Here is a 13,007-nt window from a genome sequence, read left to right as displayed (position 1 = left end):
GGTTTTTTGCCTGCCTCTATTTTTCGTCGATCGGCAATTGAATCAATTGATTGGAACCGGTGGCTTTCGGCATCTTGCCATCCCATTTCTCAATCCATTTATTCTGAATTACTTCTTTTGAGATTGATTTCTTTATGTTGTCATTGTAGTCAGCAATCCCTTTTGCTTCAATCTGTTTCTTGGCTGCTTCTGCTTTGGCGATCTTCAGCTCAATCTGCTTACGTTCAAGCTCCTGGGCTGCTTCCACTCTCTTGTCAATGGCCGCTTGTGTTGACTTATCAGGCTTTGGCACGCCAAGCGTCAGGTTGTTTACATTAAAACCGAGCTTTCGGACATCTTCTGCAAAGATTTTCTGAACGTCTCCAGCGGCTTCGGATGATTTCTCACCATATGTATCAATTACAGAATATTTAGCGATCGCTTTTCGCCCTGCATCCCATAATCTTGTTCTTAGATAAGAGCCTTCAATTTCTTCAATCTCAACCGGACCGAATTTGTTAAAGACATTCACGACTTTATCGGGCTGTATGCTGTAGTTATAGGCAAAGTCAATCGTTACACTCTTCCCGTCAGAAGTAGCTACCTGTATGTTGCTATAATTTACAGTCTGCATCCTTACGGGGTAAACTGTAACCTTGTCAAACAACCCTACCAGGTGCCACCCTTGGCCGAGCGTATCCTCCTGAACGCCTCCATTCGGGCTGTAAACAACACCGACGTATCCATTTGGAATCTTTTCTATGAATAATGATGTGAGCCCCACTGCAAGAAGCAATGCAATTCCAATGATGACTCCCCCTAAAACTCTACGGTTTTTCCCCTTTTTGCTCTTCTCCATCCTGTTCCTCCTGCAGTTTTTCTTTTAATTTTGTTGCCGTAACACCCACTTTTTTAAACGAAGGAGATAGGATTAGCCATACACCAAAACAAAGTACCAGCACAAGAAGCATTGAGCCCAGCCATACTTTCATTCTTCTCCCTCCCCTTTACTATTATTGCGGTGAATCCTAAATATGTCATTTATGGAACTCTTCTACTATAGCATACCGGCAACTCCCCTAAAAAAGAACAACTGGGATTCCAGCTGTTCTTTCATCGCAGATTTCTGTTCTTGACGCCAATCTTCAATGTTCGAAACATGAGTGACCCAGTCTTTATAGAAGTCTGGTTCATGTGATACAGGCAATACTGCTCCCTCATATGTTACAAGAGCTTCTTTAAGAGCTTGTTTGGACTGGGCATCCTGAAGTTTTCCATACTCCATTAACAAAGACTTCAGTAAGGTGGATTTCCCAGTTCCGTTTCTCCCCGCCAATCCTGCGTGTTCACGCGGCAGTAGCAGGAAACAGATATCTTTAAAATTCAGCTGATCTCCATACTTATGGGTCAGATATTCTACTGATAAAATACTCATTTCATTCTCTCCTTTGCTTAATCCTTGCAAAGCTAACAGAGAGAACAGTATGATAAAAAACTATTGAATTTTTGGCAATAAAAAGGGGGTAAGGCGAGTGCGTACGCCTTACCCATTGATTATTTTATAACATAAGAAGTGAACGACGATTTTTCATGAATGATCCGTCACTTTTTGCGAGTTGGATCTTCGTCCTTTGCAAATTCTGTAACAAACCTCAGCTTTGGAGTGGCGCCGTGGTGCCTGATCTCCCTTTTTTGTTCTGGCATGTGGTTGAGCAGATAGCGATGAACATAAACCTCCGCTGCAGTAATAATAGCAGCTGAAATGGCGCTTCCCCAGGCAATCTGCAGATAGCCATGAAGCAGAATCGACCCAAAAATCCACACGATCGCATACGTTAAAATAAATTCTGCCCATAATGTATTGGTTTTGCCGATTCGCGGCAGCAGGATGCGGTCAGCCAGGATGTAGGATACGACCGTTGCTGTAACACCGAAAGAAATGATGTCAGCCAGTGTTGCATCGAAAAAAAGATCAAGCCCAATAGAAAATGCGATCAAGCTCACGATAAATTTTAATAAAATTACTTTTGCCTGTTCCAATGTTAAAACCTCCCTTTCCTGCTACTAGTTTGCAACAAATACAGCAGGTTCATTCTTTTTAGCAAAGAATTTAAACATGCAAAAAAAGCTGGTGCGCATCACTGCGGCCAGCTTTTTTTTTTTTAGAATTAGCGAGTAAATCCAGAAAGCTGCTGCTGAGCAGTAGCCACCAGACGTTTGGTGATTTCTCCGCCTACTGATCCGTTTGCACGGGATGTTGTATCAGCTCCAAGCTGAACACCAAATTCAGAAGCGATTTCCCACTTCATTTGATCAAGTGCCTGTTTTGCCCCTTGGACTAAAACATCATTGTTATTTCCACGTCTTGCCATATGTATGTTCACCTCCTTTTTGTTAACTTCTCTCTAAAAAGGTTTTTTAATGCAAAATTGAATGAAAATATTTCCTCCGCTAATGATAAAAGCAAATCGTCTATTTTATTAGTATGGGGGAAGTAAACCATGATATTCGGCTGCCATGTCAGCATAAGAAACGGCTATTTCTCGGCCGCTCAATATGCCGCATCCATTGAGGCACGTGCTTTTCAATTCTTTCCTAAAAACCCCAGAAGTCTCAAGATCAAACCATTTAATCAAGAAGATGCTGAACGGTGCAAGACCTATTGCCAGCAGCATCAACTTGTGTCCATCGCGCATACTCCTTATCCTACCAGTCTTACTCCGCATGAGGATAAAAAGGAGCTGACCATTGATTCTCTCGTAAACGATCTTGAAATTGCAGAGGCATGTGGTGCGGCAGGGGTAGTCGTTCATTTCGGCACCAGGATCATCAATAATGCTCCGCTATCATCTTACCGCCTAATGATTGCTATGCTCAACAAGGTGCTTCAGCACTGGGATGGCAAATGTAAAATACTGCTCGAAAATAATGCCGGAAAAGCGGGTTCACTTGGGGTAACGATGGAAGAACTTGTACAAGTAAGGAATCTTACAGACTTTCCGGAGCATATCGGTTTTTGCCTTGATACATGTCATGCTTTTGCAAGCGGGCTATGGAATGGGGACAATTGGCAAGAAATCGTGGAGAATGGTGAAAAACTGGGATATTTTGAGCATTTAAAGGCTATTCATCTTAATAATTCGAAATATCCATCTGGACAGGGAAAAGACCGCCACGCCAATCTTTTTCATAATGGAAAGATCCATAAAGATCAGCTTCTTGGGCTCATCAATTCTCCTGTACTGTCTGGCATCCCTTTTGTTCTGGAAACTCCTTCAGAGGAGGGAATAACTCATGCGGAGGAAATACAACAGTTACACAAGGAGTGTGGAAAATAAAAAACTCCCTGTATACTACAAAAGGAGTTTTTATTGCTTACACATAGTCAGAGTCGTCATCCGTTAGTTCCTGATCCAACAGGAACCTCTCATAATCTTTATGCATTTTATTCGGGATGATACGGGTATTGCTGCCATCCATGTCTGTTGCAATGAAACCTTCAATATCCTCAACGTATCCCACATTTTCCTCTGATTCAACAAACATTTCGTTGTAATTGAGCATTCCGTTTTCGGAGAAATCCGATGGCGTCTCACTCGTTCCATAAACGGCTACATCCTGCCAGGAGTCTTCTGCATCGTAGAAGGTAGCATCTTTTTCATCATTATCGTATTGGCCATATGGCGGCATCAATACTTCTTCTTCGATTGGGCGGTCATTGGAACTCGTTTGTTCAAGGCTATGTTCTTTGCAGTAAGCTGTAGTGGGAAGGGCCTCCAGCCTCTCCGCGCTGATTGGCTGTCCGCACGTTTTGCAAAATCCATATTCTCCTGCATCGATTCTTTCAAGAGCTTGCTGAATGGATTTCAATTCAGCTTCATTTAAATCGTTGAGCGCAATATCTTTTTGCCTCTCGAACAGTTCTGTTCCCAGATCACCCGGATGGTTATCATAATTGGAAAGTTCTTTTACCGAATCTTTCACAAGCTCCAATTCATTTCCATAATGACGGTTAAATTCCAATCGATCATTCAGTTCCTTTTGCATTTGCTCCAGCCGATCTTTAAACTGACTGATTTTCTGCTGTGACCACACCATTTTATAACCTCCGAAAGTAGAATCTCGTTCACATTTGTATTATTCAACACAAAGAGAACGCTCATACTTTTCAATCATTGGAAAAAAATAAGGACTGCCTATTTAAAATAGGCAGCCTTGTCCATTAAATATTCTGTTTTGGAGTTAAGCTTAAATGCTATATCCGCTAATTAGCGAGATTGTTGTCCACCAAATCCAGAAAGTTGAGATTGAGCCTGAGCTACTAGACGTTTAGTGATTTCTCCACCAACAGATCCGTTAGCGCGAGAAGTTTGGTCAGCACCAAGTTGTACACCAAATTCAGAAGCGATTTCATACTTCATTTGGTCGATAGCTTGTTGAGCACCTTGAACTAATAGTTCGTTACGGTTTCCACTTTGTTGAGCCATGTGTTTCACCTCCTCGATTGGTATACTTAAATTCTCTCTCTAATGGTGTTGAACCATACTATGTAATATTTGTAAAAATCAAAAGGTCATTGACATGGAACCAAATGGTTTTATATAATCCATAAAGTGAAACCATTTGGTTTTATATTTCCAATTAAAAAGAGAGGTTAAAATAATGTCCAATACGACTGAAGAACGATCAAAAGATATTCAATACTCGGAAATTTTTAATGCTCCCATTGAAAAAGTGTGGGAGACTGTTGCGACTGCAGAAGGAATCTCTTCTTGGTTTATGCCCAATGATTTTGAGCCGAAAGTCGGCCAGGAATTTCATATCCAATCTCCATTTGGACCTTCGCCATGTAAAGTGCTGGTCGTTGACAAGCCGCATAAGCTTTCATTTGCATGGGATCAATTTGGCTGGATCGTAACATTTGAACTAAAAGAAGAAGATGGCAAAACCCATTTCAAACTCACTCATGGAGGTTGGGGCCACCCGGATGCCATCCTTCCAAAAGCACAGCAAAAAGTGTCCGCTGTCCGGGACAATATGAACGGCGGCTGGGCGAAAATTATGCAGAGCTTGAAGAAAACTGTTGAAAAATAATGAACACAGCTAAAAAGCACGACGTCTTCCAAGCAATCGCCGATCCCACTCGCCGTGAAATTTTAAAAATGCTTGCTGGCAAAGAACTTGCGATTACAGAAATAACGGTTCGATTCCCAATGAGCCGGACGGCAGTGTCAAAGCACCTGCTGATCCTGTCTGAAGCAGGTTTAGTAAAAAATCGGAAGTCCGGCAGGGAAAAACTGTACACTCTTCAAACCGAGCCTTTATCTGAGTTAGACCAATGGCTCTCCTACTTCGATCAGTTCTGGCAAAATAAAATGTCCGTTCTGAAGCATTTGGTAGAAAATGATGGTCAAAATTCATAGCAAAACCCGCCGTTTCCGCGGGTTTTGTTTTTTACCAAATATTCTTGAAGTTGCCGACAATCTTATGGGCAGGGATTGCCGAGATGAAGGCTGTTTCATCGATTTTCTTCACAATCTCGACAAGATCTGCCCATTGAATATTAACAATGACACATAATACAACCTGTTTACTCGCATGAGAATAGGCGCCTTCCCCTTCCCACGACGTCACACCACGATGGAAGGCTTCATTTAATGCCGCTGAAACCTCAGTGCCTTTATCGGTGACGATCATGACAGAGCTTCGTTCAGCCACAGTCAGTATCGTATCGTATGTTTTCGCGCCGACATACATCGAAAGAATGGTGAACATGGCCGACTGAACATTAAAGATAACAGCGGAAACGGAAATAATAATAAAGTTCATAATCAGACCGAAGCGTGCAATCGAAAGATTCTTGTACTTTGCAATGACCCGTCCAAGTACATCAAGCCCTCCGTTGGAACCGCCTGCTCGAAGCATAATGGCTCCGCCAGCAAACGAAACCGCCCCTCCAAATATGGAAGCCAGAATGATGTTATGTGTCCACATCATCTTGATGGGAATAAAGTGCAAAAACAACGAATCAAAACCGACGGCCAGCAGTGTATAGATGATGAATTTTTTGCCCAAATGAATATAGGCCAGGACGAGGAGCGGAATATTATAGAGAAAGTATTGTGTACCCACGGACCACCCCAGCGTATTGTAGAGGATCATACAGATTCCCATCAGCCCGCCCGAAAGCAGGTGAGCCGGAAGAAGCAGCGTATTCGAGCCTACTCCGATAAGGAAACTTCCAAAAATAATACAAAGCACTTCAAAGGCAATTCTAACCATTCTGTTCTCCATCATGTGCAACCCTTCTTTTCAAGCAATTATGTATTAAACGTATGTATCTTACTATAAAAAACTTTATGAATGAACAAAAGCAATAACTTCTCGTTTAATATTATCTTTATTGCCTGAGAGTAAACCTTTAAAGAAGAGAGCTGAAGGAAATAGTGCCAGTTTAGCAGAACCAATTCAGCTGATGTTCATAGACACCTCTTTTGTTCTGAGAAGTGTTTGAGCCCTTTGGAGCGCTTCTTCCATTCGATCGAAGAAATGATGGTGCCCGATTTTCCCTGCCAATCCTGTCTTTTCAAGCAGCCTCTTTGGGTCCGGCTGCAATCCCACGATGATGAGTTCCCCGTTCTGCCGAGTGACTTTATTCGTGAGGTTCAATAATGCGGCTTCAGCACTCGTATCAATGTATGGAACGTTTTGCAGTTTAAGAATAACGACTCCCTTTTTGTGCTTATTACTCACATGTTCTTCCAATTGATCGGTAGATCCAAAAAACAGCGGTCCGCTTAACGTAAAGACTTGAATCCCTTCATATTCTTGCTGAACCATACCGTTTTCTATTGTCTGGACTTTATTAATATGCAAAGAGCTGCTCATTCTTCTGATAAACGCAACGAATGCCAAAATTAAACCGGCAATAACGGCTGTTGCCAGATCCGTGAATACAGTAAGAAGAAACGTAATAAGCAATACCACCGAATCCATCGTTTTGGTTTTCAGTACATGCATAAACTGTTTTCTCTCACTCATGTTCCAGGCTACTACCATCAGGATAGGTGCCATACTTGCTAAAGGAATATGTGAAGCGTATGGGGAAAATAGAAGCAGGACCAGAAGTACGACCACCCCATGTGTGACCCCCGAAACCTTGGATACGGCTCCGCTTCTAATATTCGTCGCAGTTCTTGCGATGGCTCCTGTTGCTGGTATTCCGCCAAACAGCGGCGACACCATATTTGCGATTCCTTGTCCGACCAATTCTTTGTTGCTGTCATGCTTGCTTCCTTCTTTCATTCCATCTGCCACCATGGCGGATAACAGGGATTCAATACCTCCAAGCAAGGCGATGGCGATGGCCGGCGGAAGCAAGTAAACCAATTTCTCGACGGATAGCTCAAAGAACTGCAACTCAGGCAATTTATTCGGTATATCGCCGAAAGTCGTTCCGATCGTAGGAATCTTGTCGGGAAACACCAGTAATGCGAGCAAGGTCGATCCCAGGAGGCCAACAAGAGCCGGAGGTATTTTTGTCGTCATTTTCGGAACAATAATCAGCAGGAATAGGCACGTTAGTGCAACCGCCACACTTTGCCAGTTGAACGTATGGATCTTGTCCGCGATCGCCATCATGTTCAGGTGAAACTCCTCATGCTTTTCAACCTTTTTCAAGCCTAAAAAGTTTGCGATCTGGCCAGAAAAGATAATAACAGCAATACCTGTAGTAAAACCTATGATGACGGGTCTCGGTATGTACTTAATGAGTGAACCCCATTTCAGCAAACCCATGATGACAAGTATAATCCCTGCCATAAATCCTGCGATCAGCAGGTTTTGAAAGCCATATTGCATAACAATTCCAAGAAGAATGGGAACGAATGCCCCGGTGGGACCGCCGATCTGATATTTTGAACCGCCTAAAAGGGAGATGAGAATACCGGCAATAATCACCGTATATAATCCGTTTTCCGGCCGGACTCCAGAGGCAATGGCAAATGCCATCCCAAGCGGAATCGCAACAATTCCAACGATGAAGTCTGCCACCAGATCTTTCCTAAAATCCTGAAAAGTATATCCTTTAAATCTGTTCAACATCTCAATAATCACTCCTCTTCCTCTGTCTATGATTCCGAACGGTACAATACTTGCTCTTCGAAAAGTTCACCTTTTACAAGGAATAACTCACCGGTATGCGGATCGTTAACAAGCCCGTGAACACGAATATCTTCTGGAAGTAAAGGATGCTTCTTTATAAGATGAACGGTGTGCTCAACACTATGCTCCACTTTTTCAAAACCTGTCAGCCAGCTTTCAAGATCAATACCTGCGGAAGAGATCGTCTCTATTTTTTCTTTTTTAATGCCTTTTTCGATTACTTTTTCCATGAAGGTTTGGTGCCTTAAGCCGGCCATACCACAATCGAGGTGACCGACCACACAAACTTCTGAAGCATTCAATTCAGATGGCTACCAAGATGCTTCTCATAACACTGCCGAACGGATGTGAGATTACAGCACCCGCATTCTAAATGATTTTTGCGTCGCATTACAAAGCCCCATGGCTTTTGGCAACAACTCGGTGAGCCGTGTATCCATACACGTTAAAATAACAAGCTTCTTATCCGGAAACTTTGTGGTCTCATACGCTCTGAACGCTTCCTCTCTAACAAAGGATTGATTGTGCTGAAGAATTTCTGAAATAATGGTCATTATTCTCTCTCCTTTTTCAGTTGAGTGTAAGGATTATAGCGCTCATTATACAGTGTAACGTGACACTGTACATTTACAGCATTGTAAAAAAAACTGGGTATGTAACCGTAATCATTGAAAAGAAATACATATTTTATGACAAAAGAAAGACAGGAATGATAATGTTAACGGGCTGAATGGTACAGGCTATGTGACTTTTTTCCGGGTCAAAAGAAGAAGCATGATGTATCCTGAGCCCCATGTATTAAATTATCTCCAAAGAGATATTAAGCAGCTTTGACGTTACAATAAACGGAAAAAAACGAAATCTATAGGGATTGTTCAAATTTTCCTTCAAAAAGGAGGGTCTGAAGTGTCAAAAGTATTAAACAAAGAAGCCCCTATTGCCAAAAGATCAGCGGGCTGATTCTCGATCAAAAAGAATCATTAGCGAAAACCATCCTGGACAGCAAGAGCTGAAATTAAAAAAGAAGCATCCGCCAATGAGCGGATGCTCCTTTTTATTGTATTCGAAAAAAAATTAGATCAGTTTGCTTGTATGAATGGCCTCCCGATACCCTGAACGTGTAAAATGAAACGATTCATCGAGAAATCCTTCCCGCTGAAGTGATTCAAGAGTTTCCTCCGGTATATTAATGGTCAGTTCATCCAGGCGTGCATTAATTTCACTTAATGATGCCGTACTTACAAAGTCAGGCTTAAGCAGACGAACAATTCCTTCAATTCTGGAATCCCGCTTTTGGAAAAGCTGAGGTGTTTTATTAATCGCCTGGGAAATCTTGTTCGTAAACTGTATGAGTTCCTGCTTAAGATTAGAGGCCTGAGTTTCTTTTTCCTGAAGCTGCTGTTGGAAATATTTCCTCTCTTCTTCATTCAGATCAGCTCTCGTATACAGCTGCTGGTAAATCTGGGTTTTATCCATCTCAATCTGTCTGAGTTCTTCTTCTTTAAGCCGCTGGGTTTTCATGTCTTCTTCACTCGGCTCATAACGGTAATCTTCATATTCAATCCTATCTTCTGTCTTCGGCCGTTCTTCCTCTGCTGCCCGCGACGTGACGGACGGAGCCTGAGGCTCCTCAAGACGTTCTTCAGCAGCATGCTCTCTTTGCCCATCCCTGTCTGCAGCTTCCACAGCCTGTTCTTCCTGTACGTCCTCTGCCAGCTTATCATCAACCGGCGGTTCTTCATCAATGACCGCTTTATTCCTCGTAGTTTTCACTTCTGCTTCAAGGAACGTTTCCTCTGGTTCAGTATCATTTTGATTTTGATCGTTTCTTGATTCCTGTGCTTGAGGAAATGCTTGTACAGCTGCAGGCTCATCCCTTTTCAACTGAATGGAACCTTCCTCTAATCTGCGGACGAGGTCATTAAACTTTTTGTAAAACATCACTGAAATCGTCAACGCAAAAAGAGAAGCAAAGAGAGAGATAAAATCAGAGAATCGGAAAACAAAAGGCGAGGTGGCAATCTTATAAAAAAGTAAAAGAGCAAATGCACCAATAACAATAACCTTAAGCCAGCTTTCACGATTCTGAATCTGTTCACTTTTGCCAGAACCTCTGCTGCTTCCTCCAAAAAAAGATAATAACTTTTTATTCATAGCGTGTCCCTTTCTTCCACTGGTGCCAGGCACCAGGTAGTAAAGCCTTATGCTGCTATTACATAAATATCGAGAACTTCCGTTTGTTTTTAGGGGTTTATTATTCCTTTTACCCCTTTTTCAAACCTTTAATTACCACCTCCTACAACATTTGTAATGTATTTACACCTTATTGCCCAGGTAAGCGGGGAGATTCTCAATTCCTATATTCAATTTTTCGTTCTGTAGTCCTTCTGGCATAAAATTAGAAGTGTAAAAGTGTGCTATAAAGGTAAAAGTTAACTGAATCTACCGTTTAATGCTAGATGACTGTCTTTATTGTGAAGCATTTTTCGATGCCTTTACGCTTTTGTTACAAAAGACACATGCCCGGCAGCACGATCGAACCATTTAATGCGGGTCAGGAATATCTTTCCATGAGGAGTGTATGATATGGCACAAGTAAGGCTGCTTGATAAATATTTACGAAGATATACACAATTGTCTGAACGGGAACTTTCCCATCAGCTCCAGACTAATTTATGGTTTACCCCTGTACTTTACATTTTTAATTCGTTTATTCTCTTGGCGATCGCATTCACAGCTGACTACAAGCTGAAGATCGGGGAAAAAATGTGGAGTATCTTTTCAGTGAATTATGATCTTACCCAGGCTCTGGTCAGCACCTTGACTGCAGCAACCTTAACACTTACCACTTTTACCTTCAACTTGATTCTAGTCGTTTTCACTACCTTTTCCGGCCAATTCTCACCCCGGATCCTAAAAAACTTTATCGCCAGCAAAGCCACACAGCGAATCCTGGGAATATTCACCGCCAGTTTTTTCTACATGCTTTTTTCCTTTTTGTTTTTAAACAAACGCTTTACTGAGCAGTTTTTTACTGTTCCGCTCATGGCGGTGATTCTCGCTTCTGTGTCCATGGGCACTTTTATTTTCTTCATTAATCATGCCGTTGCCTGGCTGCAGGTGAATAAAATGACAAACGAGATGAAAAAAGAATCATTAGCCATCGTTGATGGTTCTCTTCAGAAGGAAATTGAACCCTACAGAGTAAAAGATACAGGGCCCGTTAAAAATTTGGTTGAGGACCTCGTAAAATCACCCGGCAATCAAATTAAATCGAATAAAGCCGGATACATCCAGCTTATTGATTTTGCTGAAATTATGGAGGAAGCTCAGAAAGACGACATTGTTATTGAGCTGAAGCATGCGATCGGCGATTACGTGTTCAATACGACTCCTATACTTACCTATTGGAAAAGGCAAGGGCAAACAATTGATGAGTACAAATATCTCGCGTTTTTTAGTTTTGGAAAACGCCAGACGGAAGTACAGGACATCGAATTCAGTATCAACAAACTGGTTGAGGTCGCTATCCGCTCAGTGGGAAACTTCGACCCTAAAACAGCACAGAACGCGATATATCAGCTGGGTGAGCTCTTAACTTACATTTCATGTGTCGCTAATTTTGACCCTTATTTAGTTGATCCGAATGGACAGCTGCGTGTCATCCTTCAGGAAAAAGAGTTCAGTCACTACCTTTATAACGGATTGGGATATATCCGGCACTATTCTGAGAATAATGTAGTGGTCGGCATCGAAATTCTGAAAGTCCTGGATATGATTGCACGATCAGCAAATCCAAGAGACTATGAAGCAATATGGGACTTTGCCGTCTACACAGCCCAAGGATTTGAAAAAGACTTCCTATTCGGGCTTGATTATGAAAAATTCAATAGTGCCCTGTATGATATCGCGGTCTCCACAAAACATGAAGGAGACTACGAGCATCTGCGGGAAAAAGCAGGATCTCAATGACAGTAAATGAGGCAGCTGTTATGTTTAAAAACTTTGAGTTAAGAAGAATGCAGTTGAATGAAGTCACGATTCGCGTCCGTATTGGCGGGGATGGCCCCCCTCTTATTCTTTTGCACGGACATCCACAGACTCATGTTATGTGGCATAAGATCGCCCCAAGACTCGCCGATGATTTTACGGTCGTTGTTCCTGACTTAAGGGGATATGGCGAGAGTTACAAACCTCCCACAGACAAAAATCATTATCCCTACTCAAAACGGGTCATGGCTCAGGATCAGGTGGAACTGATGAATCGATTCGGCTTTCATCATTTTTCTGTTGCAGGACACGACAGAGGCGGACGATGTGCTTACAGACTGGCTTTGGATTTCCCTGAAGTAGTTACTAAACTTGCAGTACTCGATATCGTTCCGACAGGTGAAGCCTTTCAGAGAACGGCAATGGACTTTGCACTGGGCTATTTCCACTGGTTTTTTCTGGCTCAGCCTTATGATTTTCCCGAAAAGATGATCGGTGAAAATCCTGCCAACTTTTATTTCCGAAACGATCGGTCAATGTTTCATCCTGAAGCATTAGAAGATTACATGCGCTGCAGTAATGGATCCTGAAACCATCCATGCCATGTGTGAAGACTACCGGGCGGGTGCTACTTTTGATTTCAATCTGGATCAAGCAGATAAAGGCAAAAAGAAAATCAGTTGCCCGGTGCTGGCACTTTGGGGGTTACAAGGTATGCTTCCACGATGGTATGACGTCCTTTCCGTCTGGAGGGAATGGGCGGATCAAGTGCAAGGATGGGGCATTCAATGCGGCCACTATCTTGCCGAAGAAGCTCCTGAAGAAACCTATGATGAATTATACTCCTTTTTTAAATAGCGAATAAACAGCTTACA

The 13,007-nt window shown here is 42.3% G+C and carries 16 protein-coding genes and 1 pseudogene; 6 read left to right on the top strand and 11 right to left on the bottom strand.

Annotated features, from left to right (window positions below; genetic code table 11):
* Window positions 1-16: 16 nt before the first annotated feature.
* From ABHN01_RS02915 to ABHN01_RS02895, 5 genes are all read right to left on the bottom strand, one after another.
* Window positions 17-838, bottom strand: a complete 822-nt coding sequence (locus ABHN01_RS02915; RefSeq protein ID WP_429874313.1) for a prohibitin family protein — start codon at window positions 836-838, stop codon at window positions 17-19.
* Entirely contained in the window at window positions 807-971 is a 165-nt protein-coding gene (locus tag ABHN01_RS02910; RefSeq protein ID WP_290400287.1) for a hypothetical protein, read from the bottom strand. Before ABHN01_RS02910 ends, ABHN01_RS02915 begins: the two co-directional genes overlap by 32 nt.
* A gap of 65 nt (window positions 972-1,036) precedes the next feature.
* Entirely contained in the window at window positions 1,037-1,414 is a 378-nt protein-coding gene (locus ABHN01_RS02905; protein ID WP_429874312.1) for an ATP-binding cassette domain-containing protein, read from the bottom strand.
* Window positions 1,415-1,581: 167 nt separating this feature from the next.
* Entirely contained in the window at window positions 1,582-2,019 is a 438-nt protein-coding gene (locus ABHN01_RS02900; protein WP_429874311.1) for a YndM family protein, read from the bottom strand.
* A 128-nt stretch (window positions 2,020-2,147) separates the two neighbouring features.
* Complete coding sequence (locus ABHN01_RS02895; RefSeq protein WP_429874310.1) at window positions 2,148-2,351, bottom strand: small, acid-soluble spore protein, alpha/beta type; 204 nt, start codon at window positions 2,349-2,351, stop codon at window positions 2,148-2,150.
* Window positions 2,352-2,480: 129 nt separating this feature from the next.
* On the opposite strand from ABHN01_RS02895, the gene ABHN01_RS02890 reads away from it, so the two are divergent.
* A complete protein-coding gene (locus ABHN01_RS02890) occupies window positions 2,481-3,317 on the top strand; it encodes a deoxyribonuclease IV (RefSeq protein ID WP_429874309.1) in 837 nt (278 codons plus the stop codon).
* 37 nt (window positions 3,318-3,354) lie between these two features.
* Here ABHN01_RS02890 and ABHN01_RS02885 read toward each other — a convergent pair whose 3' ends face one another.
* Both ABHN01_RS02885 and ABHN01_RS02880 read right to left on the bottom strand, forming a co-directional pair.
* Window positions 3,355-4,077: a TraR/DksA C4-type zinc finger protein gene (locus tag ABHN01_RS02885; RefSeq protein ID WP_429874308.1), complete on the bottom strand. Its 723-nt coding sequence runs from the start codon at window positions 4,075-4,077 to the stop codon at window positions 3,355-3,357.
* A gap of 170 nt (window positions 4,078-4,247) precedes the next feature.
* A complete protein-coding gene (locus ABHN01_RS02880; protein WP_290400293.1) occupies window positions 4,248-4,466 on the bottom strand; it encodes an alpha/beta-type small acid-soluble spore protein in 219 nt (72 codons plus the stop codon).
* Between the two features lie 175 nt (window positions 4,467-4,641).
* Between ABHN01_RS02880 and ABHN01_RS02875 the strand changes: the two genes are divergently transcribed.
* Window positions 4,642-5,073 (top strand): SRPBCC family protein, encoded by a 432-nt coding sequence (locus ABHN01_RS02875; protein WP_429874307.1) that lies wholly within the window; start codon window positions 4,642-4,644, stop codon window positions 5,071-5,073.
* Window positions 5,073-5,402, top strand: a complete 330-nt coding sequence (locus ABHN01_RS02870; protein WP_429874306.1) for an ArsR/SmtB family transcription factor — start codon at window positions 5,073-5,075, stop codon at window positions 5,400-5,402. Before ABHN01_RS02875 ends, ABHN01_RS02870 begins: the two co-directional genes overlap by 1 nt.
* Before the next feature lie 31 nt (window positions 5,403-5,433).
* Here ABHN01_RS02870 and ABHN01_RS02865 read toward each other — a convergent pair whose 3' ends face one another.
* The 4 genes and pseudogenes from ABHN01_RS02865 to ABHN01_RS02850 all read right to left on the bottom strand — a co-directional run bounded on the left by ABHN01_RS02865 (window position 5,434) and on the right by ABHN01_RS02850 (window position 10,296).
* Complete coding sequence (locus ABHN01_RS02865) at window positions 5,434-6,276, bottom strand: YitT family protein (RefSeq protein WP_429874305.1); 843 nt, start codon at window positions 6,274-6,276, stop codon at window positions 5,434-5,436.
* Window positions 6,277-6,447: 171 nt separating this feature from the next.
* Entirely contained in the window at window positions 6,448-8,082 is a 1,635-nt protein-coding gene (locus tag ABHN01_RS02860; protein ID WP_429874304.1) for a SulP family inorganic anion transporter, read from the bottom strand.
* Window positions 8,083-8,108: 26 nt separating this feature from the next.
* Window positions 8,109-8,696: pseudogene (locus tag ABHN01_RS02855) on the bottom strand (beta-class carbonic anhydrase).
* Window positions 8,697-9,216: 520 nt separating this feature from the next.
* Window positions 9,217-10,296 (bottom strand): hypothetical protein, encoded by a 1,080-nt coding sequence (locus ABHN01_RS02850; RefSeq protein ID WP_429874303.1) that lies wholly within the window; start codon window positions 10,294-10,296, stop codon window positions 9,217-9,219.
* Between the two features lie 432 nt (window positions 10,297-10,728).
* Between ABHN01_RS02850 and ABHN01_RS02845 the strand changes: the two genes are divergently transcribed.
* The 3 genes from ABHN01_RS02845 to ABHN01_RS02835 are packed head-to-tail and all read left to right on the top strand — an operon-like array spanning window position 10,729 to window position 12,990.
* The gene (locus ABHN01_RS02845; protein ID WP_429874302.1) at window positions 10,729-12,114 is read left to right on the top strand and encodes a DUF2254 domain-containing protein; all 1,386 of its coding nucleotides are present in this window, start codon (window positions 10,729-10,731) and stop codon (window positions 12,112-12,114) included.
* Window positions 12,111-12,722, top strand: a complete 612-nt coding sequence (locus ABHN01_RS02840; RefSeq protein WP_429874301.1) for an alpha/beta fold hydrolase — start codon at window positions 12,111-12,113, stop codon at window positions 12,720-12,722. Before ABHN01_RS02845 ends, ABHN01_RS02840 begins: the two co-directional genes overlap by 4 nt.
* Window positions 12,712-12,990: an alpha/beta fold hydrolase gene (locus ABHN01_RS02835; protein WP_429874300.1), complete on the top strand. Its 279-nt coding sequence runs from the start codon at window positions 12,712-12,714 to the stop codon at window positions 12,988-12,990. Before ABHN01_RS02840 ends, ABHN01_RS02835 begins: the two co-directional genes overlap by 11 nt.
* The last annotated feature ends 17 nt before the right edge of the window (window positions 12,991-13,007 follow it).

This window comes from Fictibacillus sp. NRS-1165 (assembly GCF_050468105.1).
In the GTDB taxonomy this organism is placed as follows: Bacteria; Bacillota; Bacilli; order Bacillales; family Fictibacillaceae; genus Fictibacillus_C; species Fictibacillus_C terrinigri.
The sequence above is the reverse complement of the archived record's forward strand: the minus strand, read 5'-3'. Positions and strand labels throughout refer to the sequence as shown.